The organism is Bradyrhizobium sp. 956_D2_N1_4, from assembly GCF_052076025.1.
GTDB classification, from domain to species: Bacteria; Pseudomonadota; Alphaproteobacteria; order Rhizobiales; family Xanthobacteraceae; genus Bradyrhizobium; species Bradyrhizobium barranii.
In genome coordinates, this window is sequence record NZ_CP197237.1 from 7,106,942 (window position 1) to 7,133,913 (window position 26,972).

Below are 26,972 nucleotides of genomic sequence, written 5' to 3' on the forward strand. Positions count from 1 at the left end.
TCCGGATGCCGCAAATCAATCCATCCCGCGGTCGGCTTCGCAGTGCAATAGATTCAAATGAAATGACAAATCAGTGACCATGAGGCTGCGCCTCGTGCGGAATGACGCCGTGCTGCTCGAGGCCGCCTCGCGCCAGCCAGGCATCGGTGCTCGCGACCGCACGCTCAATATGGTCGTCGGTCCGCGAAAAATCGTAGGGCGATCCCACCAGCGGACAGAGCGGCGGCACCACGACATATTCGATGTCGGACGCCACCCCCTCGAGCTCCGCCACCAATTGCCGGGCGATCAGCAGCGTCAGCGCATGCAGGGCATTGGCAACCGCGCCCACCGGCGGATCCTTCACCGCGCAGGCGTGCCCGGTCGGCAGCACGACCAGCCGTTTTGCGCCTTTCCTGATCGCGACCCGGACCGGGGTGTTCGAGGAGATCGCACCGTCGGCGAGGAACCGATTGCGGTAGTAGACCGGCGAGAACGCGCCGGGGATCGCAGTGGACGCCAGGATCGCGTCCACCGTCGCCCCCTCCGACAACACCACGCTCTCTCCGGAGACGAAATCGGTGGTGACGATGTGCACCGGAAGCGCAGCATCCTCGAGGTTGCGATAGGGGATGTGGTCCTCGACCAGCTTGCGGATGCCGTCATGGGGAATCAGGAAATCGCGCCGCCACATGAATCCGGCGAGGCTCTTCCAGGTGACCGGGAAGACATCATGACGCTTCAGGCCGCGCCAGACCGCTTCCAGCCCCAGCACGCCCTTGAGCGAGGGATCGCCGGCATAATAGGCGCCGTTGATCGCGCCGACACTGGAGCCGACCACGAGATCGGCGACGACCCCGTGGCTCGCCAGCGAATGCATCATCCCGACCTGGATCGCCCCGAAGCTGCCGCCGCCCGCCAGCACGAAGGCGGTCGGTTTCGGCGAACCATGGTCGATCACAGACAAGATTTGCGCAGCTCCCCAGCTCTCGCATTGCAACATCGCGGCGAGATTTTGGCGCGAGCTTATAACAAGGGGCGCGCGAGACGCGCCAATAACAAAGTCGGGGGAGGATGGTGAGGGGCGTGGACGGCTGGCGAGTGTGTGAGAGGCGAAATGGCAGCCACGCTCAACTGACGTCCCCGCGAATGCGGGGACCCATAACCACAGGGAGAGGCTATGGCGCGAGCTGATAACCACTAGCCGTCGCCAAACCACTTCCTGTGGTTATGGGTCCCGGGCTGGCGCTTCCGCCTTCGCTCTTCGAGCTACGGCGGACAAGTCGAGCGCCCCGGGACGACACCGATGTTTTGGCTACGGAGCGCCAATCAAAAGCCGAACGGCGCTTACCGCTCGACGAACGCCTTCTCGATCACAAAATGGCCGGGCTTGTTGCCGCTTCCCTCGATGAAATCGCGGCCTTCGAACATCACCTTCAGCTCTTCCAGCATCGCCGGGCTGCCGCACATCATGATGCGGTCGGTTTCGATGTCGAGCGGGCCCTGTCCGATATCGTTGAAGATCTGCTCGGAGTTGATGAGGTCGGTGATGCGGCCACGGTTCTTGAACGGCTCGCGGGTCACGGTCGGATAGTAGATCAGCTTGTCCGCCAGCAGCTCCCCGAACAGCTCGTCCTCGCGCAAGGAAGCAACCAGCTTCTCGCCATAGGCAAGCTCGGAGACCTGGCGGCAGCCATGCACCAGCACGATGCTGTCGAACTGGTCGTAGACCTCGGGGTCCTTGATCAGGCTGGCGAAGGGCGCGAGACCGGTGCCGGTCGAGAGCAGCATCAGCCGCTTGCCGGGAATGAGGTTGTCGGTGATCAGCGTGCCGGTCGCCTTGCGGCCGACCAGGATGGTGTCGCCTTCCTTGATCTTCTGCAGGCGCGAGGTCAGCGGACCGTCCTGAACCTTGATCGAGAAGAACTCGAGCTCTTCCTCGTGGTTGGCGCTCGCCATGCTGTAGGCGCGCAGCAGCGGACGGCCGTCGACCTCGAGGCCGATCATGGCGAACTGGCCGTTCTGGAAGCGGAAGCCGGTGTCGCGCGTGGCGCGGAAGCTGAACAGCGTGTCGGTCCAGTGCTGGACGGAAAGAACCTTCTCTCGGTAAAACGCGCTCATGATTTTCGATATTCCGAATAATTGCGGTTTTAGGGCAAAAGCGTTGCCCGGCCCCTGAAAGCGGGGCGGACACCATTGCCATGGCGGAGGATTTCGCGTGTGTGATCTACGCCATTGAGGCCAATAATCAACCTCGTTCCGGATGCAATTGATGCCGCTCAAACCGGCATTTGCGGCGGAAATGGCCCCATCATTAATGAATCTGCTGCCGGGGATGCGCGGCGGGTAATTTCTTTTCCCTTCAGGGCCTGATCGCAGCACTTAATTTCCGTCGCGCTCGCGAGAATTTCATTAAGAATAGCTCTGACTTTCACCCCGGTTTGGCGCCGTTTCCCGCATTTTTGCGGCTTTTGGCGACAGGAACGACTGAACACATGGCAAGCGGCGAGCGGATCTTCGTCCAGGCGATCAGGCGCTATTGCGCGACCCATGGCATCGCGCTCGATGTCCGCGCCGGCGGCTGGCTGCTCGCGATGCGCAGCCGCGCGAAGCGCCACTTCGCGTTCGGCTACGACATCGGCCTCAACAGCGCCATCGCGCACCGCCTCGCCAACGACAAATCGGCCACTGCCGAGGTGCTGGCGCTTGAGGGCGTGCCATGCATTCCGCATCGCCTCTTCCTCAACCCAAAGCTGGGCAAGAACGTTGTTGGCCCCAATTGGCGAGACGCAATGCTCGAGCTGCTTCACGACCATCCGCAAGGCGTGGTGGTGAAGCCGAACGAGGGGACATCGGGGCGCTCGGTGTTCAAGGTGACGACAGAGGCCGAACTCGACCACGCGGCCGCCGAGGTCTTTTCAATGAGCGCCGGACTCGTGATCTCGCCCTATGTCGCGATCGAGCAAGAGGTGCGCGTGATCCTGCTCGATGATGTGCCACTCGTCGTCTACAGCAAGCAGCGTGGGTCGGATTGGCGACACAATCTCGATGCCGGCGCAAAGCCGGTGCTGCTGGAGGACGACAAGCATCGTACGGCCTGTGTCAAGCTCGCGACCGATGCCGCGAGCGCCATCGGCATCGCCTTTGCGTCAATTGACGTGGTGCGCGTCGACCGTGATTGGCGCGTGCTGGAAATCAATTCCGGCGTGATGATGGAAGCGCTGGCGAAGCCGCATCCGGAGCTAGTGCAGGCGACGTACGACGCGGCGCTGGATCGGGTGTTTGGGGCATAAAGGCTGAGCGCTCAGCACTCGCCGTCTTCCCTTCTCCCCTTGCGGGAGAAGGTGGCGCGAAGCGCCGGATGAGGGGTATCTCTCCCCCAGATTCAATATGAGTTGGACTCGCGGAGAGATACCCCTCACCCGGCTTCGCTCTCGCGAAGCCACCCTCTCCCGCAAGGGGAGAGGGTGCACCGAGCTTGCGGCTCAATTATTCGCGCTGGCGGAATCGTCCATCGCCTTGAAGGCTTCCTCCAGCTGCAGGGAGATCGGCACGTTCAGGCGTTCGCCGGTGGGCAGCCGCGCGTTGAACCATTTGTTGTAGAGCGGAACGAGATCGCGATTGGAGCCGAGCTTGCGGAAGGTGCGCTCGACCACCGCCGACAGTTGCGGCTCGCCCTTCCTGAACATGATGCCGTAGGGATCGTAGGACAGATAGTCGCCGGTGACGCGGAACTTGTCCTGCGCCTTGTGGCGCGCGATCAGGCCGGAGAGCAGGATGTCGTCGGTCGCGAACGCATCGGCCTTGCCGTCGACGAGCATCTGGTATGACTGCTCGTGATCCGGCGAGGTGACGATGTTGAGGCCGAGCGAGGACTTCTTGTCGGCCGCCTGGATCGCCTGCTCGTTGGTGGTGCCCTTCGTCACCACCACGGTCTTGCCCTTCAGATCGGTCAACGACTGGACCTTTGACGCCTTCGGCACCATCAGCTTGGTGCCGGCGACGAACATCAAAGGCGAGAACGCGACGCGCTTGCCCCGCTCGGCATTGGCGGTGGTCGAACCGCATTCCAGGTCGATCTTGTTCTGGAGCACGGCGTCGATGCGGTCGTCCGAGGTGACCTTGACGTAGTCGATCTTCAGATCGGGATCGTCGACCTCGACGCCGATCTCCTCGACGATGGCCTCGCAGAGTTCGAGGCTGTAGCCGATCGGGCGGCCTGACTGGTCGAGGAAGGAGAACGGCGGCGAGCTCTCGCGATAGCCGAGCCGCACGGTGTGCCTGTTCTTGATGGCCGACAGCGTCGGGCTAAGCCCTTCGCTGCCGCCGGTCTGGGCGGAGGCGGCGGTTGCCAGCAGGCACGCCGCCAGCAACAGGCCACCCGATATCGCCGTTGAAAGGCGCATGATGCACTCCCGTCAATGGCCGGCCATCGCGGGCAGTTCGCCCGGAACCATGTCCGGCGTCGTCGCTTCGCCGGGTCCGAGCTCGTGCTCGGGCCCGAGCTCACCTTCCCACTTCGCGACCACGGCGGTCGCGAGCGAATTGCCGATGACATTGGTGGCGCTGCGTCCCATGTCGAGGAACGTGTCAATGCCCATGATCATCAGCAGGCCTGCCTCGGGGATGCCGAACTGCGACAGCGTCGAGGCGATCACCACGAGGGATGCGCGCGGTACGCCGGCAACGCCCTTGGAGGTGATCATCAACGTCGCGAGCATCGCCAGCTGCGTCGCGAGCGACATCTCGATGTGGTAGGTCTGCGCGATGAAGATGCTCGCGAAGGTGCAGTACATCATCGTGCCGTCGAGATTGAAGGAGTAACCGAGCGGCAGCACGAAGCTCGAGATCCGCGACGACGCGCCGAACTTAGTCAGCCCCTCCAGCGTCTTCGGATAGGCCGCTTCCGAGCTCGCGGTGGAGAACGCGATCATCAGGGGTTCGCGGATCAGCTTCAAGAGATGGCTGTATCGCGGCCCGATCACCATAAAGCCGACGATCATCAGGATGACCCACAGGATCCCAAGCGCGAGATAGAAGCCACCCATGAAGACGATGAGCTTCCACAGCACGCCGAGGCCGTTCTTGGCGACAGTGGCCGTGATGGCGGCCCATACCGCGAGCGGGGCGAACAGCATCACATAGCTCGTCACCTTGAGCATGATGTGAGCGACGTCGTCGATCATTGCCAGGATCGGCTTCGACCGTTCGGGCATCGAGCCCATCGCCACCGAGAAGAACACGGCGAAGATCACGATCTGCAGGATCTCGTTCTGCGCCATGGCGTCGGCGATCGAGGTCGGGATCAGATGGGTCAGGAATTTTTCGATCGAGAAGGCCGAGACCGGCAAGCCGGTCGATTGCCCCGCCTGCGGCAGCGTGCCGGGGAAGTTCGCGCCGGGCTGGAGCAGATTGACCATGACGAGGCCGAGCAGCAGCGACACGAAGGACGCGCTGACGAACCAGCCCATGGTCTTGGCGAAGATGCGCCCGAGCCGCGAACCGCTGCCCATATGCGCGATGCCACCGACCAGCGTCGCAAACACCAGCGGCGCGATGATCATCTTGATCAGGCGCAGGAACATCATGGCGATCAGGTTGATGGAGGAAGCCCATTCGGCTCTGGTGTCAGGCAGGAAGTTGAAGATCGCCGCCCCCATGACGATGCCCAGCACCATCGCGGCCAGAATGTATTGCGTAAACTTGTTCGACATCGCTTACCCCCACCTACACCGGCGCTTCATGATGTCGCAGATATGACGACGACGCAACACGCTTGGCGTGCTCGCGCGATGGCCTGATGTTCCCGTTGCGAAACGGGTCGGCGCGATCTAGCCTTCATGCAGCGCACAACGAATGCGGCTTGCACGTTTTCTTTGCGGCGGCTGCATCAATAATCGTCAAGCAAACGAAGAGGAAACGCCATGAGCAGCAGCATCAATCGCCAGATTCTTCTGGTCGAAAAGCCCAGCGGCAAGCTCGGTGCCGAGCACTTCAAGATGGTCGAGGGTGCGATGCCGGAGCCGAAGGACGGCGAGGCCTTGCTGCAGGTGCGTTACATCTCGCTCGACGCGGCCAACCGCGCCTGGATGCATGGCGCGACCTATCGCTCCGCGGTCGAGGCCAACAGCGTGATGGCCGGCGGCGGCATCGCCGAGGTCGTCAGCTCGAAGGCGCCGGGGCTGGCTGCCGGCGACATCGTGTTCGGCGACACCGGCTGGCAGGAGTTTGCCGCGGTGCCGGCAAAGCATCTCACGAAAATGCCGAAGCTCGAACCGATGACGCATCTGCTCAGCGTGTTCGGCATCGCCGGCCTCACCGCCTATTTCGGCCTGCTGGAGATCGGCAAGCCCAAAGAGGGCGAGACCGTCGTGGTGTCCGCGGCGGCCGGCTCCGTCGGCTCGATCGTCGGGCAGATCGCCAAGATCAGGGGATGTCGCGTGGTCGGCATCGCCGGCGGCGCGGACAAGTGCAATTGGCTGACCTCCGAGCTCGGCTTCGATGCCGCCGTCGACTACAAGGACGGCGCGGTGTTCAAGGCCCTGCGCGCGGCGGCGCCAAAAGGCATCGACGTCTATTTCGACAATGTCGGCGGCGACATTCTGGAAGCCTGCCTGCCGCAGATGAACAATTACGGCCGCATCGCCTGCTGCGGCGCGATCTCGCAATATGACGGCGCACCTGCCGCGCACGGCCCGCGCGGCGTGCCCGGCCTGATCGTGGTGAAGCGGCTCGTCATGCAGGGCTTCATCGTGATGGACTACATGAAGGAGAGCCAGCGCGCGCTCGCCGACCTCCAGGGCTGGGTCGCATCCGGCAAGCTGAAGGTGCAGGAAGACATCATCGACGGATTGGAGAACACGCCGAAGGCGCTGATCGGATTGCTGGCGGGAGAGAACCGCGGCAAGCGCATGGTCAAGCTCTGACGCCGTATTGTTTGAGCATGATCTCCGCGCCAACGCGTTCCGCGTTTGTCGCGAGGGAAAGCCGCGGCGCACTTTTCCGGATCATGCTCTAGTTACGTCGCAATTGCGCCCGTATAATCTACTTGCGGTAGAGGCCGAGGCAGCCAATGATGCTGCACGCGGCATCACCCGCAATGATTGCTTGCATTACATTTAAAAATTGTCGGCGTGACCGACAGGGCAGGGAATTTACCCAAATGTTCAACACGTTGAAACATGCATCAACGCGTCGCGCGCTGCTGGCGGCAACGCTCTTCGCAACTGCAACAGGCGCATTCGCGCAAACGCCGACCGACGCTCAGAAGAGCGCCATCCGCTCCGCATGCCGCTCGGACTTCATGGCGCACTGCGCGAGTGTCACGCCCGGCGGCGTGGAGGCGTATCAATGTCTCCAGAAGAACATGTCCAGCCTGTCATCGGGATGCCAGACCGCGGTTCGCGCGGTCGAGCCCGCTGCGGCGCCGAAGACTGAAGCTGCACCCGCCAAGTCCGAACCGGCAAAGACCGAAGCGGCCCCCGCCGCCGCAGCCGCTCCGAAAGCGGCGGCGTCAAAGCAGCCGAGCAGCACGCAGATTGCCGCGGTCAAGAGCGCGTGCCGCGCCGATTATCCCAAGGTGTGCGCCAGCGTGCCGCCGGGTGGCGCCCCCGCCCTCGAATGTCTCGAGAAGAACAAGGCCAAGGTTTCGCCGGCCTGTGAGAAGGCGGTGAGCGCCGCAACCGGTGGCGGCGGCGCTGCTGCAACGGCAGCACCTGCGGGCGCAGCTCCTGCGGCAGCAGCACCGGCGGCGGCGCCGGCCGTGATCGCGCTGCGCCCGCTGCGGCCGCGCGAAGAGCTGTTCATCGTACGCTCGGCCTGCGGTGCCGACATCCGCACGCTCTGCGCCGGCGTCGCGCCGGGCGGGGGCCGCATCGTGCAATGCATCTCCAGCAATGCCGCGTCACTGTCGCCCGCCTGCAAGGAAGTGCTGGCGCCATTCGCGGCGCGATAAGCGGCGCGAAATTGCGCGCCAAGCGCGCGACCACGATCGGCCGCGCGCGAATGAATTTTCGCGCGCCTGCCGCGACAAACCCTTTGCAAGTCACCGATTTCGATCACGACAAGACCGGGAGGACAACATGCGTTCATTTTTGCTTATTGCTGCCGCGCTCCTCGCCTTCGGCGCGAGCATGACCTTTGAGTCTACCGATGCCAACGCGGTGGTGTGCGCCCGCGGCGTCTACCGCGCCGGCTGTGCCGGGCCGAATGCGGCCGTCGTGGTGCGCAAGCCGGTTCCCGCGGTCCGCTGTACCAGGGTGCTGGTGAACGGCGTCTACGTGAAGCGCTGCGTCTGACCCCGGATGGCCAAGCTCGCGCGGTTTGGCTATGGTTCGCAACGTCACTGCCCCGGACACGCGCCTGGCGCGTGTCCGGGAGTAAGCTTCGACGCGCCCCGCCTTCGATAATTCCGCTGGCGCGGACGGCCGGAGCACATTAGTGTACCCCTAGATAGTAAGTATACTGTCAATTAGGGAGGCAGACGTTGCGGATCGCCGTGATTGGCGGGGGGCCCGGTGGGCTCTACTTCGCCTATCTCTGGAAAAAGCGTCACCCCGAGGATCAAGTCGACCTGTTCGAACAGAACCCGGCCGACGCGACCTGGGGCTTTGGCGTCGTGTTCTCCGATCAGGCCCTGGAATTCCTGCGCGCCGACGACCCCGAAACGGTCGATGCGATCGCGCCGCATATGGAGAGCTGGGAGAACATCACGCTGAACCTTCACGGCGACAGCGTCGCCATCGACGGCGTCGGCTTCTCCTCGATCGGCAGGCTGGAGCTCCTGCAGTTCCTCCAGCAGCGCGCGCTCGACGCCGGCGTCACGCCGCGCTTCGACACGCAGATCCACGCCATCGACCAGCTCAACGGCCACGACCTGATCGTCGCCGCCGATGGGCTGAATTCGCTGGTGCGCCGTGCCTATGAGGGCGATTTCGGGACGTCGCTGTCCTACTCCTCCAACAAGTTCGTCTGGTACGGGACCTCGAAACGCTTCGACACGCTATCGCAGACCTTCGTGAAGACCGACCGCGGCGCCTTCAATGCCCATCACTATCGCTACTCCCCGACCATGAGCACCTTCCTGGTCGAATGCGACCACGCGACATGGCAGGCCTATGGCTTCGCCTACAAGGATGCCGAGCAGTCCAAGGGCGTCTGCGAGGAGGTTTTTGCCGACACGCTGGGCGGCCACTGCCTGGTCTCCAACAAGTCGGTCTGGCGCAACTTTCCCTGGGTCTGGAACGAGCACTGGTCGTTCAAGAACATGGTGCTGCTCGGCGATGCCCTGCACTCGGCGCATTTCTCCATCGGCTCGGGGACGCGGCTCGCGATCGAGGACGCCATTGCGCTGGTCAAGGCACTGGAATCGGATGCGCATCTGTCGACCGCGCTGCACCGTTACCAGGCCGCGCGAAAACCGGTGGTGCAGAAGCTCGTCAATGCCGCGCGCACCTCGGCCTTCTGGTACGAGCACTTCGCCCAGCACATGCAGCTTGGCCTGATGGACTTCGCCTACAGCTACATCACCCGCTCCGGCCGCATCGACGACCCCCGGCTGCGCACGATGTCGCCCGCCTTCATGACGCGCTACGAGGCCGAGAAGAACGGCGGAGATGCCGCATGAGCAGCGAGATCCGCGATCAGGTGCCCGCCGACAGCCCGGGCGCCCGCGAAATCGGTTTTGCCATTCCGCAAACCTACAATGCCAGCCGCGTGCTGTTCGACCAGCTCGCCAAGGGCCGCGGCGACAAGCCCGCGCTGATCGGGCCCGCGGGGACGCGCAGCTATGCCGAGCTTTGCGCGGAAGCTTGCCGCTGGGGCAACGGTTTCGCATCGCTCGGCCTGAAGCGCGGCGACCGCGTGCTGCTGTTCCTCGACGATACCCCGGCCTATCCGGCCGCATTCTTCGGCGCGGTGCGCGCCGGCTTCGTGCCGCTCCTGATCAACACGCTGACGCCGCCAGACCTGCTGCAATTCTATCTCGCCGATTCCGGCGCGGCGGTCGCGGTGGCGGATGCCGAATTCGCGACGCGCTTCGATGCGGAGGCCTGCAAGGACACTGGCCTGTGCACGCTGATCGTCGTCAACGGCGAAGCGCGCGGCCACGCCGCGCCGGCGGCGATCGCGGCGCCAGGCTGGCTCGCGCAGTTCCCGGCCGAGCTCGCGGAAGCGGACACCCATCGCGACGAGATGGCGTTCTGGATGTACTCCTCCGGCTCGACCGGCCGGCCCAAGGGCATCGTGCATCTCCAGCACGACATGGCCTACAGCAATGCCGCCTTTGCGCAGAACGTGTTGAAGCTGATGCCCGGCGACATCTGCTTCTCGGTGCCGAAGATCTTCTTCGCCTACGGTTTCGGCAACTCCGTCACCTTCCCGTTCTCCGCGGGTGCCGCGACGCTGCTGCTGCCAGGCCAACCGAAGCCTGCATCGATCTTTGCCGCGATCGAGCAATACAAGCCGACGGTCTTCTTCGGCCTGCCGACGCTGTACACCTCACTGACCAAGGCGGAGGGAGCAGACAAGACCAACTTCTCGTCGCTGCGCATGTCGCTTTCCGCGGCCGAGGTCTTGTCTGCGGACGTCTTCAACGGCTGGAAGACTCTCACCGGCCTCGAAATCGTCGAAGGCCTCGGCTCGACCGAGGTGCTGCACATCTACCTCTCCAACCGCCCCGCGCAGAAGAAGCTCGGCGCCGCCGGCCTGCGCGTGCCCGGCTACGAGGTCGCACTGCGCGACAAGGACGGCCGCGACGTCGCCGACGACGAGGAAGGCATCCTGTGGGTGCGCGGCGATTCCAACACGCCGCTGTACTGGAACCGGCCGGATAAATCCGCCGAGACCATCCGCGAGGGCGGCTGGATCTACACCGGCGACCGCTTCGTCCGCGATGCCGAAGGCTTCCACTTCTTCCGCGGTCGCGCCGACGACCTCATCAAGATCTCCGGCCAATGGGTCTATCCGCTCGAGGTCGAGCTGTGCCTCGCCGACCACCCCGACATCCGCGAATGCGCGGTGTTCGCCGCCGAGCTGCCGGACCGGCGCATGACGCTGAAGGCCGTGGTGGTGATGAACAACCGCGCGACCGATCAGAATGAGGCGACGCGGCGGCTACAGGATTACGTCAAGGGCAAGCTGCTTCCTTACAAATATCCGCGCGAGGTGATCTTCATCGATGAGCTGCCGAAGACGGGTACGGGGAAGATTGATCGGCAGGCGTTGTTGAGGATGTAGCAATCCCAAACTCGCTGTCATCGCCCGCGAAGGCGGGCGATCCAGTATTCCAGAGGCGGTTGTGATTGAACCGAGAAGCCGCGGCGTACTGGATTCCCCGCTTGCCGCCTACGCTAAAGCTTCGGCGCCCCTGGACCGCAGCCCTGGCGAAGCCTTGGCGTAGCCGGGTCGCGGGGAATGACAGCGGAGATAAAGGCGACAGCGTCACCGCATCCGCCGACCATCCCGCTCACCCCGCCTTCCCCATATGCTCCAGCGCGTCCTCCGCGCGCAGCGGCACGCGCGAGGCCTCGTTGTTGAGGTCGACGAGCTGCACCAAAAGCCCCATCAGCGCCTTGCGGTCGGCGGGTTTCAGCGGCTCCAGTATGCGCGCCTGGGCCCGCTCGACGGCGGGGATGATCTCGCGCAGAATCGCCGCGCCTGATTTCGTCAGATAGAGCAGCTTGATCCGCTTGTCTTCGGGTGCCGGCTTGCGCTCGATAAAATCCTTGGCCTGCAGCCGCTCGATCACGCTTCCAAGGGTTGAGCGGTCGAAGGCGATCACCGCCGACAGCCGTGTCGCGTCGATGCCGGGATGGGTGTGAATCGCGATCAGCGCCGCATATTGCACCGGCGTGAGATCAAACGCCTTGCACTCCTCCATGAAGATCGAGACTGCGATCTGCTGCATGCGCCGGAACAGATAGCCCGGCGCGGCATAGACCGCGTCGATTGTGATCGGAGGGGCGGGCTTACTCGGCATCGGGCTGCTTCTCCGGCGCGGCGTTTGCGAAGGCCGGCAGCGCCTTTGCCGCAGCCTCCGCCTTCAGCAGCCGCGGATAGGCCGACACATCGACGCCGAAGCGGCGGGCATTGGCGAGCTGCGGCACCAGGCAGAGATCGGCGAGCGTCGGCACATCGCCGAAGCAGAACGGCCCCGCCTCGTCCCTGATCAGCGTCTCGCAGGCCGACAGCCCCTCGCGGTTGACCCACGCCGCCCAGTCCTGGACCTTCTCCTCGGCGAGCCCAAGCTCGCGCAGCCGCGCCAGCACCTTCAAATTCTGCACCGGGTGGGTGTCGCAGGCGATCGCCAGCGCGAACGCCCTCACCTTGGCGCGTGGCAGCGGACCCTTCGGCAGCAGCGGCGGATTGGGATGCGTCTCGTCGAGCCATTCGATGATGGCGACCGATTGGGTCAGTACCGCTCCCGCATCGTTCTCCAGTGTCGGCACCAACCCTTGCGGATTGATGGCGAGATAGGCGGGCGCACATTGCTCGCCCTTGCGAAGATGATGCGGCAGGTGCTGGGCGCCGAGGCCCTTGAGGTTCAGCGCGATCCGCACCCGATAGGCGGCGCTGGAGCGGAAATAGCCGTGCAGCTTCATCGGAACCCTCCCTTTTATTTTCCGTCATTCCGGGGCTCGCGAAGCGAGAGCCCGGAATGACGACCTTGTATGTCGTCCATTACGTTGACGCTACCTAGATCGTCAGTATACTGTCAATCAACAAAACGAACGGGAGCCGCACCATGGAAGCCGTGACCAAGACGCCGGAACGCGAGGCCTTCTACAAGAAGATCGATGGCGAAAACCTCACCGCGCTGTGGACGGTGATGAGCGATTTGATCACGCCGGAGCCGAAGAGCGCCTGCCGCCCGCATCTGTGGAAATTCGACGTCATCCGCGACTACATGACGGAAGCAGGCAAGCTGATCACGGCCAAGGAAGCCGAGCGGCGCGTGCTGGTGCTGGAGAACCCCGGCCTGCGCGGCCAGTCGAAAATCACGACCTCGCTCTATGCCGGCGTGCAGATGGTGGTGCCCGGCGACGTCGCGCCCGCACACCGGCACAGCCAGTCGGCGCTGCGCTTCGTGCTCGAAGGCAAGGGCGCCCACACCGCGGTCGACGGCGAGCGCACCGCGATGGAGCCCGGCGATTTCATCATCACGCCGTCGATGACCTGGCACGACCATTCCAACGAGACCGACCAGCCGATGTTCTGGCTCGACGGCCTCGACATCCCGCTGGTGCAGTTCTTCGACTGCTCCTTTGCGGAAGGCTCCAAGGAAGACCAGCAGAGGATCACAAGGCCTGCCGGCGACAGCTTTGCGCGCTACGGCCACAATTTGCTGCCGGTCGACGCGAAGCGATCGTCCAAGACCTCACCGATCTTCAGCTATCCCTATGCCTACACCCGCGAGGCGCTGGAGAAGGCACGCGCGAGCCAGGAGTGGGACGCCTGTCACGGATTGAAGCTGAAATTCAGCAACCCCGAGACCGGCGATTTCGCAATGCCGACGATCGGCACCTTCATCCAGTTGCTGCCGAAGGGTTTCAAGACGGCACGCTATCGCGCGACCGATGCGACGGTGTTCTGTCCGATCGAGGGCAAGGGACGCAGTCGGATTGGCGATGCCGTTTTCGAATGGGGCCCGCGCGATCTGTTCGTGGTGCCGAGCTGGCAGTGGGTGACCCACGAGGTCGAAGACGACGCCGTGCTGTTCAGCTTCTCGGATCGCCCGGTGCAGCAGAAGCTGGATCTGTTTCGGGAAGATCGCGGGAACGCGTAGGCGACGCTGCTAGCCACATCGTCATTGCGAGCGAAGCGAAGCAATCCAGAATCTTTCTGCGGAGACAGTCTGGATTGCTTCGTCGCTTCGCTCCTCGCAATGACGAGAGTATGCCTCACCGCCAGTGCAATAATTTGATCTCCAGCCAGCCGATCACCTTCCCCACCACAAGCCCGAACACCGACAGGATCACCACGCCCGCGAGCAGCTGGTCCGTCTGCATCAGATTGCCGGCCTGAAGCACAAAGGCGCCGATGCCGTACTGGGCGCCGATCATCTCGGCACTGACGACGAGCAGCAGCGCGACGGACGCGGTGATGCGGAAGCCCGCGAGGATGGCGGGTAGCGCGCCCGGCCAGATCACCTTGCGCACGATGGTGGCGAAGGGGACGTTGAAACTCTGCGCCATGCGGATGAGGTTGCGCGGCACCGCGTCGACGCCGCTATAGACCGAGATTGCGGTCGAGAAGAACACGCCGAGCGCAATGGTCGCGATCTTCGGCTCTTCGCCGATGCCGAGCCAGAGAATGAGCAACGGCAGCAGTGCGATCTTCGGGATCGGGAACAGCGCCGAGATGAAGGTGATGCCGACGCTGCGCGCAAGCCGCGACAGGCCGATGGCGAAGCCGACCGCGACGCCGGCCGCCGTTCCCAGCACCCAGCCGACGCCGATGCGCAGGATCGAGGCCGACAGATGCTGCCAGAGCGCGCCTGACATCGCGAGCTCGTAGATCGCCCGTGCGATCGCAGCCGGCGCCGGCAGGAACAGCGGATTGACCAGCCCGGCGCTGCCGGCCGCCTGCCAGATCGCGATGACGAGGGCGAGCGCGATCCAGCCGCCGAAGCGGCTGCTGGCGGGCACGAAGCCGGCGCCGCGAAAACGGACGCGCCGCGTCGTGTCGTCCTTAGTAGACATCCCCGCGCGATCAAGCATGCTGGACCTCGCGCTCGGCGTCGATCGCCTCGTTGCGGATCAGCGACCAGATCTGGTTCTGAAGCGCCAGCAGCTTTTCACGCGCAGCGATCTCGCCGCGCTCGGTGCGCGTCATCGGTACGGTCACGACCTCGCGAATACGGCCCGGCCGCCGCGACAGCACCACGATGCGGTCGGCGAGCCGCGCCGCTTCCTCGAGATTGTGGGTGACATAGACCGCGCCCATGCCGCCATCGGCGAGCAGGCGGACGAAGTCTTCCATCAGCAATTCGCGGGTTTGCGAATCCAGCGCCGAGAGCGGCTCGTCCATCAGCAGGATGGCGGGCTTGACCGCAAGCGCGCGCGAAATGCCGACGCGCTGGCGCATGCCGCCGGAAAGCTGCTTCGGATAGGTTGTGCGAAAATCGGTCAAGCCGGTGCGGCGCAAGGCGTCGTCGACCAGCGCGCGGCGCTGCACGGCCGAGAGCTGGGTATGCAGCAGCGGGAATTCGACATTCTCCTCCACCGTCGCCCAGGGCAGCAGCGCGAAATCCTGGAATACGAAGGTCAGCGGATTGAGGCTGTCCGCCTGCGGAGTCCCGCGCAGCTCCGGCGCGCCCGAGGTCGGCTGCAACAGCCCGCCGAGAATCGACAGCAGCGTGCTTTTGCCACATCCCGAAGGCCCGACGATCGCCACCACTTCGCCGGCACCGACGGTGAAGGAAACGTCGTCGAGCACGGCGAGGTCACCGAAGCGATGGCTGATGTGGTTGGCGATCAGGTCCATTCTATCTCTGTCGTCTGTTCCGTCGTTCCGGGATGGTCCGAAGGACCAGCCCCGGAATGACGAAGGTTTAGTCCGCCTTCACAAAATCCTTGGCAATGATCGTGTTCACATCAAAGCCCTTGTCGGCAAAACCCTGCTCCTGGAGCCATTTGATCTGGTTGTCGACGTTCTTGACGTCCAGCTTGCCGTCGGGATCGATATAGGCGCAATTGCCGACCACCTGCTCGACCGGCAAATTGGTGTATTTTGCGATGATCTCCAGCAGCGGCCTGGTCTTGTCGTTGATGGGCGCGACGCCGTCCTTCATGGCGGCGAGGATGACGTCGTGATATTCGCGATCGGCTTTCGCGAGTACGCCGAGAAATTTCGTCACCAGCACCTTGTTGGTCAGCGTCTTCGGCGAAGCGAACACCGCGCCGAGCTGCCACGGCGTCTCGTCGCCGACCCAACCCAAAAACTTCGCGCCGCCCTCGTCCATCAGCCTTCGCGCGGTGGAGATCGGCAGCAGCGCCGCATCCACGGTTTCGCCCTTCAGGGCGGCCGCCGCGTTCGACAGCGATTGCAGCGGCACGATCTTCACGTCGACGAGCTTGAAGCCGTATTTGTCGGCGAGCAGCCCCAGCGAATAGTGAAAGGACGAGCCAACCTGCGTCACGGCTACGCGCTTCCCCGCGAGGTCCTTCGGCGTCTTCAGCCCGGCGGCATAGGCGTTGTTGCTAGCAAAATAGCCGATCAGGGGATAACCGGCCTTCTCGCGGCTCATGCCGCCGATCACTTTCAGCGTGCCTTTGCCGGCGAGATTGTAGAGACCCGCCGTGAAGGCGGTGACGCCGAAATCGATGTCGCCCGATGTGGTCGCCACCGCGATCGGCTGCGCCGCATCGAAGAACTTCAGCTCGACGTCGAGACCGGCCTCGCGGAAATATCCCTTGTCCTGCGCAATGAAGACGGGCGCGGACGACGACAGGCGGAGCACGCCGACCCTGGCCTTCAGCGCGTCTTCGGCCCGGGCCGTGCCCATCGCTGTGATCGCCATCAGGCCAGCCAGTGCGAGCCGCGCAATCCCGATCATCCCGTGTCCTCCGTCGTCGTTCTCTCGGTCGTAATGTTACAACCGTCACAAACCTTCAGGCACGGGCTGGTCCCGCCCAACGAAGGCGCCCTGTTGTTTCAACGTTTCCTGCAATTTTTCAATGGGGATGTCGCGCGGGATGCGGTTTCCTGCGAGCGCGAGCGCCGCGGCGGAACCGGCGGCCTCCCCCATCACGAAACAGGCACCGGAAACCCGCGCCGCCGACTGGCCCTCATGGGTCATCGAGGCGCAGCGGCCGGCGACGAGGAGATTGTCGACGCCTTCGGGCACCAGCATCCGGTAAGGCAGCTCGTTGTAGCCGCGCGATTCCGGGATTGGCGGGAACGTGAAGACCACGTCGCCGGGAACATGGGCCTCGATCGGCCAGCCATTGACGCCGATGGAATCCGCGAACGAGGCACAGCCGAGCACGTCCTCGCCGCTGAGCTGGTAGCCGCCCTTGATGCGACGGGTCTCGCGGATGCCGAGCTGCGGCGGCAAATCGACGATGTAGGATTTTTCAAAACCCGGCACGGTGCTGCGCAGGAACTCGAATGCGGCCAGCGCCTGCTTGCGGCCCTCGATCTCGCCGCGGGTGAGGTCGTCGGGCTCGATGCCGTTGATGGCGTGGCCATCCTCGCGCGCCACTTGCGTGAAATTCACCCGCCATTCGATGCCTGATTTCTGCGGCCGCACGATCGCACTCTTGCGCGGGAATGTGTGGGTGCCGGCGGCGATCGCCTTCTCCATCAATTGCGGGATGGTGCGCCAGGCATCGCCAGCCTTCTCGGGATCGATGCCGTTGAGGCGGAGCATCATCGATGGGTACATCGGATGGCCGTGCTCGTCACCGAGCTCGAAGGGCGCCCCGGCCCAGACCGCGAGGTCGCCGTCGCCGGAGCAGTCGATGAAGATCTCGGCGCGGACGGCCTGCCGTCCGGCCTTGGTCTCGACCATCAGCGCATCGATGCGGCTGTTATCGCCCATCATGACGCCGGCACCGAGCGCATGGAAGAGGATGTGCACCTTGTGGCTTGCGAGCAGCTCGTCGGCCGCGATCTTGTAGGCCGCGGTGTCATAGGCCTGGGCGAAAACCTTGCCGAGGATCAAATGCGGCGCGTTGAGGCCGTTCAAATGATCGATCCGCGCCAGCAGATCGGACGCCATGCCCTGCACCAACCGATGGGCCTGGCCGTAGACATTGCCATGCAGGCCGCAGAAATTGGTGACGCCGGCAGCCGTGCCCATGCCGCCAAGGAAGCCGTAGCGCTCGATCAGCAGCGCCTTTCGTCCCGCGCGCGCCGCTGACGCCGCCGCCACGATGCCGGCGGGGCCGCCGCCGAGAACGACGACTTCGTATTCGCCGTAGAGCGGCACCTGGCGTGCCGGTTCTTCGATCATCATGGCCCGCATGCGCGTCCGCTCCCAAAATCTCTTGCTTGAAGCCGACTATGAATTAACGCAGGGCGAGCTACAATCCACCAAAATACGCGATCAGCTTTCTCAAATCGAGAAAGGTCGACATGGACACCCTGGTGAACCTTCAGGCTTTCCTCGCCACGGCGGATACGGCCGGATTCTCTGCCGCCGCGCGCAAGCTCAATGTCTCGACCTCGGTCGTGGCCAAGCGCGTCACGCAACTGGAGGCGCGGATCGGCGCGCCGCTGTTCCATCGCTCGACCCGGCAATTGCGCCTGACGGAAGCCGGCCAGCGCTATGTGCATCGCGCCCGCAGTGTCGTCGCCGATGCCACCGACCTGCTCTCGCGCATGGGCGAGAAGGGACACGATCTCGTCGATCACCTCCGCATCAAGGCGCCGACCTCGCTCACCGTGGCGCGCCTTGCCGACGCCTTCAGCGCCTTCCAGACGCAGAACCCGCGATTGAAACTCGAGATCGTGCTGATCGACCGCCCGGTCGATCCCGTCACCGAAGGCTTTGACATCGCCATCGGCGCCTTCCCTCATTCCTTCGGCGGTGTGGTCGACGAGCCGCTGTGTCCGCTGAAACGGCTGCTCTGCGCCTCACCGGCCTATTTGAAGAAGCACGGCACGCCAAAGCACCCGCGCGACCTCGTCGACCATCGCTGCCTCAGCTTCCTGCCGACGGGACCGGAATGGATCTTCGACGGCCCGCGGGGGCGCATCAGCATCCAGGTCAGCCCGCTGCTCTCCTCCAACGAGGGCCATGTGCTGGCGCGCAGCGCGATCGCCGGCAACGGCATCGCGTTGATCTCTCATTATCTCGTGGCGGATGCCCTGCGCGACGGTACGCTCAAGCCGGTGCTGCGCGACTTTCCAATTCCCGAGCTGTGGGTCAAGGCCGCGATCCCCGAGCGGCGGCGCAACGCCGCCGCGGTGCAGGCTCTCTTGCGCGAATTGAAGAGCGCGCTGCTACCGGTGCTGTAAGGCCGCCTCGTTCGCCCCCGTGACGTCGCCGGCTTCTCCGCGTTCAGGCGGCCGAGCGGATGGTGTGGAGGAAATCGTCGACGTTCGACCTCATCGAATCCGCCTGCTGCTTGAGGGCGGCTGCGACCGTGAGGGCGGCTTCGGCGCCGGCGTCGGTCTCGCCCGCCACGGCGCGCACCTGACCGATCTCCTGCGTCACCGCCGTGGTGCCGTTGGCCGCCTCCTCGACGTTGCGCGCGATTTCGCCCGTGGCCGCGCCCTGCTCTTCGACCGCCGCGGCAATCGCAGTGGCGATGTCGGCCATTTCCTTGACGGTGGAGCCGAACTGCCTGATCGCCTGAACCGATTGGCCGGTCGCACTCTGGATGGTCGCGATCTGGCTGGCGATCTGCTCGGTCGCCTGCGCCGTCTGGGTGGCGAGACTCTTGACCTCGCTGGCGACGATCGCGAAGCCCCGGCCGGCATCGCCGGCGCGCGCCGCTTCGATGGTCGCGTTCAGCGCCAGCAAATTGGTCTGGCTGGCGATGGCCTGAATCAGCTGAATGATGGTGCCGATCTTTTCAGCTGCATCCGACAGCCCATGCATCAATTCGGAGGTGCGGTTGGTCTCGTCGGTCGCCCTGTTCGAGACCGCGACGGAGCGATGCACCTGGCTCGAGATTTCACGGATCGAGGCCGCGAGTTGCTGGGTGGCGGAGGCGACGGTCTGCACATTCATCGACGCCTGCTCGGCGCGGGTTGCGACCGCTTCGGCGAGCCCGCGTCCGCGTTCGGCGACCTTTGCCAACTCCTCGGCGCTGCGCCCCATGTCGTCGGCACGACCGCCGACACCGGAAATGACTCCCTGCATGCCCTGCTCGAAGCGGCCGGCAAGATCCGACATCATGCGGGCGCGGTCGGCCTCGCTGGCTTCGCGCTGTGCCGTCGCCTCGCCTTCCATGCGGCGAACCGCCAGCGCGTTTTCGCGGAACACCTCGACGGCGCGCGCCATGCGGCCGATTTCGTCGCGCGAGTCGCCGCCGGGGATCGGCTCATCGAGCTCGCCCGCCGCCAGCGATTGCATCCGGTCGGTCATGCTGCGAATCGGACCGGACACGCTGGCGCCGATCAACCACGCCAGCACCGCTCCCAGCAGCAGCGCGCCGGCCGCGGTCGCGATGACGGTCTGCTTGGTCTGATCGACCGCTGCCGCGGTCTTGTCGCCCTGCTCGGCGCGCACGGTGCCGAGCTTCGCGTTGATCTTGTTGACGTGGTCGTCGATTGCCGCACTGGCCTTCTTCAATTCGGCCTGCCTGGCGCGCAGATCGGCGGCCACCTTGATGACCTCGTCCAGCGCGGCCGCGTCGGCAGTGATCGCAGTCTTGAGCGCTGCGACCAGCGCCTTCAGTTTGGCGTCGTTCGCCCCCGCCAGCTCAGCCTCGGTGTCTGCGATCGCCAGCTGGGCATAGGACAACGCCTGCCTGGCGTCGTCGGCATCGCCCGTCGACAAAGTGGAGCCATAGCGCATCACGGTGATCCGCAGTGCGTCAACGACGCCGGCCAGGCGCATCGGGTTGACCAGCCGTTCCGCGTCTTCGGACCGGTTGGCGAGCGCAACTTGAATGCCGCTGACATTGAGGCCGGCGGCTGCACCCTGGGCGTCGGTTTTCGTGGTCGCGGCGCGCAGCCGATCCGCCGCCTCCGCTGCCGCGGTGAACGACGAGCGATAGGTTTCCAGCGCGGTCTTGACCGGGCCGATGCCTTCCGCGATCGCTTGCAGCTTGCCGAACTGCCGGTCGACCTGATCGGCCAGTTTGCCGACGCCGTCGATGGCCTTGGCCGCGGCATCCTTGTCGCCGACATTCCAGGTTCGGATGAATTTCTCGACCGCCGAGTTCGCCTCCAGAAGCGCGGCCCGCGCCTGTGACATGCCGGCGTCGCCGGCAGCGCTGGTCACGAGCTCATTGACCGTTCCGCCGATCCGCTCGACCTGGACCATGGCGAAGCCCGCGAGCAGGACCAGAAAGCTGAGAACCAGCGCGAAGCCGCCAAACACGCGCGGACGAACGCCGACGCGGGACATCATGTGCGATAATTTCATGGCAAATCCGAAATTCTTCAACGGGTGGAACGGATGGCGGCGAGCAGATCCTTGCCAAACCGCTTCTCGAATTCCTGATCGAGCGGCTTGACCGCGTCGACGAACGGCTGGCGATCGAATGTCTCGATGACGTCCATGCCGCCGCTACGCACTTGCTCGAGCGACGCGGCATCGAGCTTCGCCTGCCAGGTCGCCTCCGCTCCCTCCTTCGCCAGCGCGATCAGCATGGCCTGATCGGCCGGCGGAAGCTGTTCGAACATGGCACGGTTGGCGACGAACGCGATCGGCGCGAAGAAGTGACCGGTCAGCGTGAGGTATTTCTGGACTTCGTAGAGCCGGGAGCCGGCGATGGTCGGCACCGGATTTTCCTGCCCATCGAGCCGGCCGTCCTTCAGCGCGGTGTAGACCAGCGGAAATTCCATCGGGACCACTTCGGCGCCGAGCGCCTTGAACGTCATCTGGTAGATCTCGTTCGGAATGACGCGGATCTTGAGACCCTTGATATCCTCGGGCGTGCGAACCGGCCGTTTGGAATTCGTGACGTTCCGGAAACCCTGTCGGCCGATCGCCAGCAGCGTCAGCCCCTTGTCGGCGAATTTAGTGGCGATTGCCGCGCCGGCCGGACCTTGCGCCACGGCCTTCGCGTGGGCTGTGTCGCGGAACAGGAAGGGAATGTCGAACACGCCAAGTTCGGGGACGACCGAACTGACCACAGACCCCGACAGCACCGCCATATCGACCGAGCCGGCCCGGGTCGCCGCCAGGATGGCGTTCTCGCTGCCGAGCGCGTTGGTGGCGCGCTCGTCGATCACGATGCGCTTGCCGGCCGATGCCACCAGCTTCTGGCGAAACTCATCGGCCCCGATTTGCTGCGGGCTCCCCAGCTGGGAATTGAACGCCAGAGAGATCAATCGCGGTGAAGCGGCAGCCGGTTGCAGAACCAGCAGCCCTGCCGCCGCGGCGACAATCGATCCGGCTTTCCAAAGTCCCAAAACTTGTCTGTGCATTCGACACCATGACGTGACAATTGTCGTAACCCTAATGGCGGGGAATGATTGAACCCTTAAGGAAGGCCCCGCGGAATTACGGAGATTCGCTGTGATCCGCCGCCGACGAGATTTGGGACAGATGCAGATGGTATCGGATTGCTGTGGGATAATGAGTGGTTCGAGGGAATGACGATGGGATCAAGAATACAAATGGCCGCCGCCATCGCGATCGGCATCATGGCCGGTACGGCCCCGGCCCGCGCCGAGGTCGCGCAATGCCGGTTCATCCAGGCCAAGCCGGAGCGCGAGGCGTGTTACCAACGTCAGGAAGCCGCGCTGGCCGCCAAGCGCAAGCCGGAGCCCAGCGCGGAAAGCAAGACGCTCGAAACGATGCGCCAGATGCGGCAGGACGACGATGCCGTCTATCGCAGCATCAACAACATCTGCCGCGGCTGCTGAACGGTGCGACTTGTGACCGAAGTGACGGAAGGGAACGTCGATGCAAATTGAGGACGTTGGGGCCCTGAAGAGCGCAATCGACTCCGGGTGGGCTCCCGAATTTCTGCTATTTTGGGGGCATACCCCGAAGGATCAAAGGATCGATAAGCACGTGCTCAGCCAGTGGTGGCCGGCAACGTTCTCCGTTGACGCTCGGACATACGCGACCGCCGAACACTACATGATGGTCCGGAAGGCCGAGCTGTTCGGGGATCAAGAGACTCTCGCCGCCATTCTGTCTTCGTCCAGCCCCTCTGAGGCGAAGAGCCTTGGCCGGGCCGTGCGCGGCTTTGATGAAGAGCGTTGGATTGCACATCGCTTCGAGACGGCGGTACGCGGCAATTTTGCGAAGTTCGGCCAAAACGCCGAGCTTGAAGACTGGCTGCTGGCGACGGGCGATGCGGTGCTTGTGGAGGCCAGCCCTGTCGACAGGATTTGGGGCATCGGTCTTGCTGCCGACGACAAGCGGGCAAGAGAGCCTCACAAATGGCGCGGACTGAATCTGCTGGGTTTTGCGCTCATGAAAGTTCGCCACTTGCTGAGATCAAAACGGTAGGCGAGCCCCCCTTTCCCCTAGCCGCCACCCCAATTCGCCGCCCGCTTCTCGGCGAACGACGCCAGCCCTTCCGCCGCCTCCGCACTTTGACGCTTGACCGAATGCAGGCGCACGAGCCGCTTGTACGCGGCATCGTCCACGGCCATCCCGCCGAACGAGCTCTCCAGCGCGAGCCGCTTGGTCTCGGCCATCGCCTCCGGTCCGTTGGCAAGGAGCTGCTCGACCACCTTGGCGCCGGCAGCCTCCAGCTCGGCGAGCGGGACGACCTCGTGGACGAGGCCGATGCGGCGGGCGTCTTCGGCGCCGAAGCGTTCGCCTGTCAGCGCGTAACGGCGGACTTGCCGTACACTAATGGCATCGCAAAGCTGCGGGATGATGATCGCGGCGGTCAGGCCCCAGCGTACCTCCGTGATCGAGAACAGCGCATTGTCCGCCGCGATCACGACGTCGCAGGCGGCAATCACGCCGGTGCCGCCGCCAAAACAGCCGCCCTGCACCAGCGCGACGGTCGGGATCGGCAGGGTATTGAGCCGCTGCACGGCCTCGAAGGTCGCCCGCGACGCCGCCTCGTTCGCCTCAGGCGATTGCGGCCGCACGCCGTTGATCCATTTGAGGTCGGCGCCGGCCTGGAAATGCTTGCCATTGCCCCGGAGCACGACGACACGCAGGTTGGACTTCCTGCCGAGATCGTCCATGGCGGCGAGCACGCCTGCGATCAATGCACCGTCATAGGCATTGTTCACTTCAGGCCGGTTCAACGTGACGGTCGCAACCCCACGCTCATCGAGGGTCCACAGGACGGGGTTGGCAGTCATCGGCGATCCTCCGGGCATCTTGTTTGCCGCCCACTATGGCTGAGGCAACTCATCCCGATCCATATCTTTCCGGCGTAGGGCAGCCGCGTCCATCGCATGGCGGGTTGTGTCATGCTGCTGCCGGGCGACATCAAGGGATCAGGGACGGGACATCACACCATGCGCATCTGCATTTTCGGCGCGGGCGCCGTCGGCAGCCATATTGCGGTCAGGCTGGCCCGCGCCGGCCACGAGGTCTCGTGCGTGATGCGCGGCGCCCATCTGGAGGCGGTCCGCGCCAATGGCCTGAAGCTGCGCGTCGGCGATTCCGAGGTCACCGCCAAGGTGAACGCCTCCGGCGATGCGGCCCAGCTCGGCCCGCAGGACGTCGTGATCAGCACACTCAAGGCGACCGCGCTGACGGGGCTGGTCGCCAGCATAAAACCGCTGCTCCAGGACGACACCGCGATCGTCTTTGCGCAGAACGGTATTCCCTGGTGGTACGGCATCGGCCTGCCGCCGCGGCATCCGACGCCGCCCGACATTTCCTTCCTCGACCCCGGCGGGCGCTTGCGCGCATGCATCCCGAAAGAGCGGATCGTCGGCGGCGTCGTCTTCTCCTCCAACGAGGTGACCGCGCCCGGTGTGGTGCAGAACCTGACGCCGGACCGCAACCGCCTACTGATCGGCGAATGCGACGACCGCAATTGCGAGCGCATTACCAGGCTTCGCGGCGTTCTCAACGATGCACGGTTGGAATCGCCGCCGGTGGCGGAGATCCGCGAGGCGATCTGGTCAAAGCTCCTGACCAACATGTCACTGTCGGTGCTGTGCCTGCTCACCGGGCAGACCGCGCGCGGCGTGCGAGACGACCCGGCCTTTGCCGAGGTCATTCCGCGCATGCTGAACGAGGCCAACGACATCGCGCAGCACTTCATCCCCGAGGTCAAGCGCGTGACGCGCAGCGGCCCCGCCCCCAACCACAAGCCGTCGCTGCTCCAGGATTACGAGCTTGGCCGCGCCATGGAGATCGACGTGCTGGTGAAGGCGCCCGCCGCCTTCGCCCGCACCGCCGGCCTGTCGACGCCGACGCTCGACCTGATCGCCGCGCTCGCGATCCAGAAGGCGCGGGACAAGGGGCTTTATTCCGCTTGAGCCTTAAGCGAGCTCATCGATCCAGGCCGCGAGCGTATCGAGCACCTCGGTAAGCGCCTCTTCGTTGGTCCGGCCGGACTTCTTCAGCACCGCGAAGGAGTGATCGCCGCCGGCGACCTCGTGCAGCGTCGCCTTCGGGCCGAGCTGCGCGATCACGGGCTTGAGGAGGCCCAGATCGGCAAGCCCGTCGCGCGTGCCTTGCAGGAACAGCATCGGGATCTCGACATGGGCCAGGTGCTCGGCGCGCTCCGTGGACGGCTTTTTGTCGGCGTGCAGGGGAAAGCCGAGGAAGGCGAGCCCTTTGACGTCCGGCAGCGGCGTCTTGGACTGCGCCTGCGAGGTCATGCGCCCGCCAAACGACTTTCCACCGGCAACGAGCTTCAAGCCGGGGCAGAGCCGCGCTGCGTCCGCGACTGCCGCGCGGATGGTGGCGTGGGCGACCGCCGGCTGGTCAGGACGGCCCTGCTTGTTTTCCATGTAGGGAAAATTGAAGCGGAACGTTGCGATGCCACGATCGGCGAGCCCCTCCGCAATCTTGTCCATCGATGCATGGCGCATCCCTGCGCCGGCGCCGTGCGCGAGGACGTAGCAGGCGCGCGCATTGTCCGGCTGCGTCAGGATCGCCGAGACCGTGCCGATGCGCTCGATGTCGAGCTTGAGCTCTTGAGTTTTGGTCGCCACAATCAGCCATCCCGACAGACGCGTTTTCCGGCCGCCTTGGTAGCGTCACAGGCGCAGCCTGAAAACACAATAATTGCCGCCGCCGACCAGCCTACCAAGGCCGGAAAGCCGCTTGACCGAGGTGACCATGTCCTACCGCTCCTCCTGGATGACCGAAGAGCTCGAAATCTTCCGCGACCAGTTCCGGAAATATCTGGCCAAGGATCTGGCGCCGCATGCCGAGAAATGGCGCGAGCAGAAGATGGTCGACCGCTTCGCCTGGCGCGGGCTCGGCGAGATGGGCGCGCTGCTGGCGAGCGTGCCGGAGGAATATGGCGGCCTGGGCGCCACCTTCGCCTATGACGCCGCCGTGCTCGACGATCTCGAAAGCACGGTGCCGGAGCTGACCACCGGCGTCTCCGTGCACAGCGCCATCGTCGCGCACTACATCCTCAATTACGGCTCGGAGGAGCAGAGGAAGCGCTGGCTGCCGAAGATGGCTTCCGGCGAGATGGTCGGTGCCATCGCCATGACCGAGCCCGGCACCGGCTCGGACCTGCAGGCCGTCAAGACCACCGCGAAAAAGCAGGGCAATTCCTACGTCATCAACGGCCAGAAGACTTTTATTACCAACGGCCAGGCTGCCGATCTCGTCGTCGTGGTCGCGCGCACCGGCGATGTGGGTGCCAAGGGCATTTCGCTGATCGTGGTCGAGACATCAGGCGCGGAGGGCTACAAGCGCGGGCGCAACCTCGACAAGATCGGCCTGCACGCCTCCGACACGTCAGAACTGTTCTTCGACAATGTCACGGTGCCGCCGGAAAACCTGCTCGGCAAGGAGGAAGGCCAGGGTTTTGTGCAGCTGATGCAGCAATTGCCGCAGGAGCGCCTCGCCCTTGCGGTTGGCGCGGTCGCCTCGATGGAGCGCGCGGTCAAGCTCACCACCGAATACACCAAGGAGCGGAAGGCGTTCGGCAAGCCGCTGATGGATTTCCAGAACACCGCCTTCACGCTCGCCGAGCGCAAGACCGAAGCGATGATCGCGCGCGTCTTCGTCGACTGGTGCATCGAGCGCCTCGTCGCCAAGGACCTCGACACCGTCACGGCCTCGATGGCGAAATACTGGTGCTCGGACAAGCAGGTCCAGACCGCCGACGAATGCCTCCAGCTGTTCGGCGGCTACGGTTACATGCAGGAATACCCGATCTCCCGCATCTTCATCGATTCCCGCATCCAGAAGATCTATGGCGGCACCAACGAGATCATGAAGCTGCTGATCGCGAGGTCGCTGTAGCTCT

At 64.4% G+C, this 26,972-nt stretch carries 26 protein-coding genes; 12 read left to right on the forward strand and 14 right to left on the reverse strand.

The features are described 5' to 3' along the window. Positions 1–70 precede the first annotated feature (70 nt). Together AB7535_RS33595 and AB7535_RS33600 are read right to left on the reverse strand one after the other, a co-directional pair. Complete coding sequence (locus tag AB7535_RS33595) at positions 71–982, reverse strand: patatin-like phospholipase family protein (RefSeq protein WP_175617983.1); 912 nt, start codon at positions 980–982, stop codon at positions 71–73. A gap of 344 nt (positions 983–1,326) precedes the next feature. Further along, the gene (locus AB7535_RS33600) at positions 1,327–2,100 is read right to left on the reverse strand and encodes a ferredoxin--NADP reductase (protein WP_014490313.1); all 774 of its coding nucleotides are present in this window, start codon (positions 2,098–2,100) and stop codon (positions 1,327–1,329) included. A gap of 374 nt (positions 2,101–2,474) precedes the next feature. Between AB7535_RS33600 and AB7535_RS33605 the strand changes: the two genes are divergently transcribed. Further along, positions 2,475–3,272 carry an ATP-grasp domain-containing protein gene (locus tag AB7535_RS33605; RefSeq protein ID WP_354114202.1) on the forward strand — a complete coding sequence of 266 codons (798 nt, stop codon included), beginning with the start codon at positions 2,475–2,477 and terminating at the stop codon, positions 3,270–3,272. A 192-nt stretch (positions 3,273–3,464) separates the two neighbouring features. Here AB7535_RS33605 and AB7535_RS33610 read toward each other — a convergent pair whose 3' ends face one another. Together AB7535_RS33610 and AB7535_RS33615 are read right to left on the reverse strand one after the other, a co-directional pair. Further along, positions 3,465–4,385, reverse strand: a complete 921-nt coding sequence (locus AB7535_RS33610) for an amino acid ABC transporter substrate-binding protein (protein ID WP_071908418.1) — start codon at positions 4,383–4,385, stop codon at positions 3,465–3,467. 12 nt (positions 4,386–4,397) lie between these two features. Next, positions 4,398–5,693, reverse strand: a complete 1,296-nt coding sequence (locus tag AB7535_RS33615) for a dicarboxylate/amino acid:cation symporter (protein WP_166074360.1) — start codon at positions 5,691–5,693, stop codon at positions 4,398–4,400. Positions 5,694–5,903: 210 nt separating this feature from the next. On the opposite strand from AB7535_RS33615, the gene AB7535_RS33620 reads away from it, so the two are divergent. From AB7535_RS33620 to AB7535_RS33640, 5 genes are all read left to right on the forward strand, one after another. After that, positions 5,904–6,905 (forward strand): NADP-dependent oxidoreductase, encoded by a 1,002-nt coding sequence (locus tag AB7535_RS33620; RefSeq protein ID WP_063980688.1) that lies wholly within the window; start codon positions 5,904–5,906, stop codon positions 6,903–6,905. Between the two features lie 236 nt (positions 6,906–7,141). Continuing rightward, a complete protein-coding gene (locus AB7535_RS33625; RefSeq protein WP_439037475.1) occupies positions 7,142–7,933 on the forward strand; it encodes a cysteine rich repeat-containing protein in 792 nt (263 codons plus the stop codon). A 127-nt stretch (positions 7,934–8,060) separates the two neighbouring features. Then, positions 8,061–8,276, forward strand: coding sequence for a hypothetical protein (locus AB7535_RS33630; RefSeq protein WP_028148322.1), 216 nt, complete (start codon positions 8,061–8,063; stop codon positions 8,274–8,276). A gap of 188 nt (positions 8,277–8,464) precedes the next feature. Continuing rightward, positions 8,465–9,604, forward strand: coding sequence for an FAD-dependent monooxygenase (locus AB7535_RS33635; protein ID WP_354114200.1), 1,140 nt, complete (start codon positions 8,465–8,467; stop codon positions 9,602–9,604). After that, positions 9,601–11,214, forward strand: coding sequence for a benzoate-CoA ligase family protein (locus AB7535_RS33640; RefSeq protein WP_354114199.1), 1,614 nt, complete (start codon positions 9,601–9,603; stop codon positions 11,212–11,214). The genes AB7535_RS33635 and AB7535_RS33640 overlap by 4 nt, the downstream gene beginning before the upstream one ends. A gap of 229 nt (positions 11,215–11,443) precedes the next feature. Here the strand turns inward: AB7535_RS33640 and AB7535_RS33645 are convergent, their stop codons facing one another. Beyond that, entirely contained in the window at positions 11,444–11,956 is a 513-nt protein-coding gene (locus AB7535_RS33645; RefSeq protein WP_354114198.1) for a MarR family winged helix-turn-helix transcriptional regulator, read from the reverse strand. Beyond that, positions 11,946–12,578: a maleylacetoacetate isomerase gene (gene maiA / locus AB7535_RS33650; protein WP_354114197.1), complete on the reverse strand. Its 633-nt coding sequence runs from the start codon at positions 12,576–12,578 to the stop codon at positions 11,946–11,948. Before maiA ends, AB7535_RS33645 begins: the two co-directional genes overlap by 11 nt. Positions 12,579–12,721: 143 nt before the next feature. Between maiA and gtdA the strand changes: the two genes are divergently transcribed. Further along, positions 12,722–13,762 carry a gentisate 1,2-dioxygenase gene (gene gtdA / locus AB7535_RS33655; protein ID WP_354114196.1) on the forward strand — a complete coding sequence of 347 codons (1,041 nt, stop codon included), beginning with the start codon at positions 12,722–12,724 and terminating at the stop codon, positions 13,760–13,762. A gap of 115 nt (positions 13,763–13,877) precedes the next feature. Here the strand turns inward: gtdA and AB7535_RS33660 are convergent, their stop codons facing one another. The 4 genes from AB7535_RS33660 to AB7535_RS33675 all read right to left on the reverse strand — a co-directional run bounded on the left by AB7535_RS33660 (position 13,878) and on the right by AB7535_RS33675 (position 17,947). Next, positions 13,878–14,696: an ABC transporter permease gene (locus AB7535_RS33660; protein WP_354114195.1), complete on the reverse strand. Its 819-nt coding sequence runs from the start codon at positions 14,694–14,696 to the stop codon at positions 13,878–13,880. Then, positions 14,689–15,462: an ABC transporter ATP-binding protein gene (locus AB7535_RS33665; protein WP_354114194.1), complete on the reverse strand. Its 774-nt coding sequence runs from the start codon at positions 15,460–15,462 to the stop codon at positions 14,689–14,691. Before AB7535_RS33665 ends, AB7535_RS33660 begins: the two co-directional genes overlap by 8 nt. 67 nt (positions 15,463–15,529) lie before the next feature. Beyond that, positions 15,530–16,534 (reverse strand): ABC transporter substrate-binding protein, encoded by a 1,005-nt coding sequence (locus AB7535_RS33670; RefSeq protein WP_354114193.1) that lies wholly within the window; start codon positions 16,532–16,534, stop codon positions 15,530–15,532. A gap of 45 nt (positions 16,535–16,579) precedes the next feature. Further along, positions 16,580–17,947, reverse strand: a complete 1,368-nt coding sequence (locus AB7535_RS33675; protein WP_354114192.1) for an FAD-dependent oxidoreductase — start codon at positions 17,945–17,947, stop codon at positions 16,580–16,582. 110 nt (positions 17,948–18,057) lie between these two features. On the opposite strand from AB7535_RS33675, the gene AB7535_RS33680 reads away from it, so the two are divergent. Then, positions 18,058–18,942, forward strand: coding sequence for a LysR family transcriptional regulator (locus tag AB7535_RS33680; RefSeq protein ID WP_439037476.1), 885 nt, complete (start codon positions 18,058–18,060; stop codon positions 18,940–18,942). A gap of 43 nt (positions 18,943–18,985) precedes the next feature. Here AB7535_RS33680 and AB7535_RS33685 read toward each other — a convergent pair whose 3' ends face one another. Together AB7535_RS33685 and AB7535_RS33690 are read right to left on the reverse strand one after the other, a co-directional pair. Next, entirely contained in the window at positions 18,986–21,022 is a 2,037-nt protein-coding gene (locus AB7535_RS33685; protein WP_354114190.1) for a methyl-accepting chemotaxis protein, read from the reverse strand. Positions 21,023–21,039: 17 nt separating this feature from the next. Further along, positions 21,040–22,029, reverse strand: a complete 990-nt coding sequence (locus AB7535_RS33690) for a TRAP transporter substrate-binding protein (RefSeq protein ID WP_085398813.1) — start codon at positions 22,027–22,029, stop codon at positions 21,040–21,042. Positions 22,030–22,221: 192 nt separating this feature from the next. On the opposite strand from AB7535_RS33690, the gene AB7535_RS33695 reads away from it, so the two are divergent. Further along, positions 22,222–22,470: a hypothetical protein gene (locus tag AB7535_RS33695; protein ID WP_354114189.1), complete on the forward strand. Its 249-nt coding sequence runs from the start codon at positions 22,222–22,224 to the stop codon at positions 22,468–22,470. A 40-nt stretch (positions 22,471–22,510) separates the two neighbouring features. Then, a complete protein-coding gene (locus AB7535_RS33700; protein ID WP_354114188.1) occupies positions 22,511–23,065 on the forward strand; it encodes an NADAR family protein in 555 nt (184 codons plus the stop codon). Positions 23,066–23,082: 17 nt separating this feature from the next. Here the strand turns inward: AB7535_RS33700 and AB7535_RS33705 are convergent, their stop codons facing one another. Next, on the reverse strand, positions 23,083–23,880 hold the full coding sequence (locus AB7535_RS33705; RefSeq protein ID WP_354114187.1) for an enoyl-CoA hydratase-related protein: 798 nt from the start codon (positions 23,878–23,880) through the stop codon (positions 23,083–23,085). 159 nt (positions 23,881–24,039) lie between these two features. On the opposite strand from AB7535_RS33705, the gene AB7535_RS33710 reads away from it, so the two are divergent. Then, positions 24,040–25,014, forward strand: coding sequence for a ketopantoate reductase family protein (locus tag AB7535_RS33710; protein ID WP_166353464.1), 975 nt, complete (start codon positions 24,040–24,042; stop codon positions 25,012–25,014). A 3-nt stretch (positions 25,015–25,017) separates the two neighbouring features. Here the strand turns inward: AB7535_RS33710 and AB7535_RS33715 are convergent, their stop codons facing one another. Continuing rightward, positions 25,018–25,695 carry an alpha/beta hydrolase family protein gene (locus tag AB7535_RS33715; protein ID WP_354114186.1) on the reverse strand — a complete coding sequence of 226 codons (678 nt, stop codon included), beginning with the start codon at positions 25,693–25,695 and terminating at the stop codon, positions 25,018–25,020. 127 nt (positions 25,696–25,822) lie between these two features. Here AB7535_RS33715 and AB7535_RS33720 point away from each other — a divergent pair, with 127 nt between their 5' ends. Then, positions 25,823–26,968, forward strand: coding sequence for an acyl-CoA dehydrogenase family protein (locus tag AB7535_RS33720; RefSeq protein WP_282520520.1), 1,146 nt, complete (start codon positions 25,823–25,825; stop codon positions 26,966–26,968). Positions 26,969–26,972: the final 4 nt, after the last annotated feature.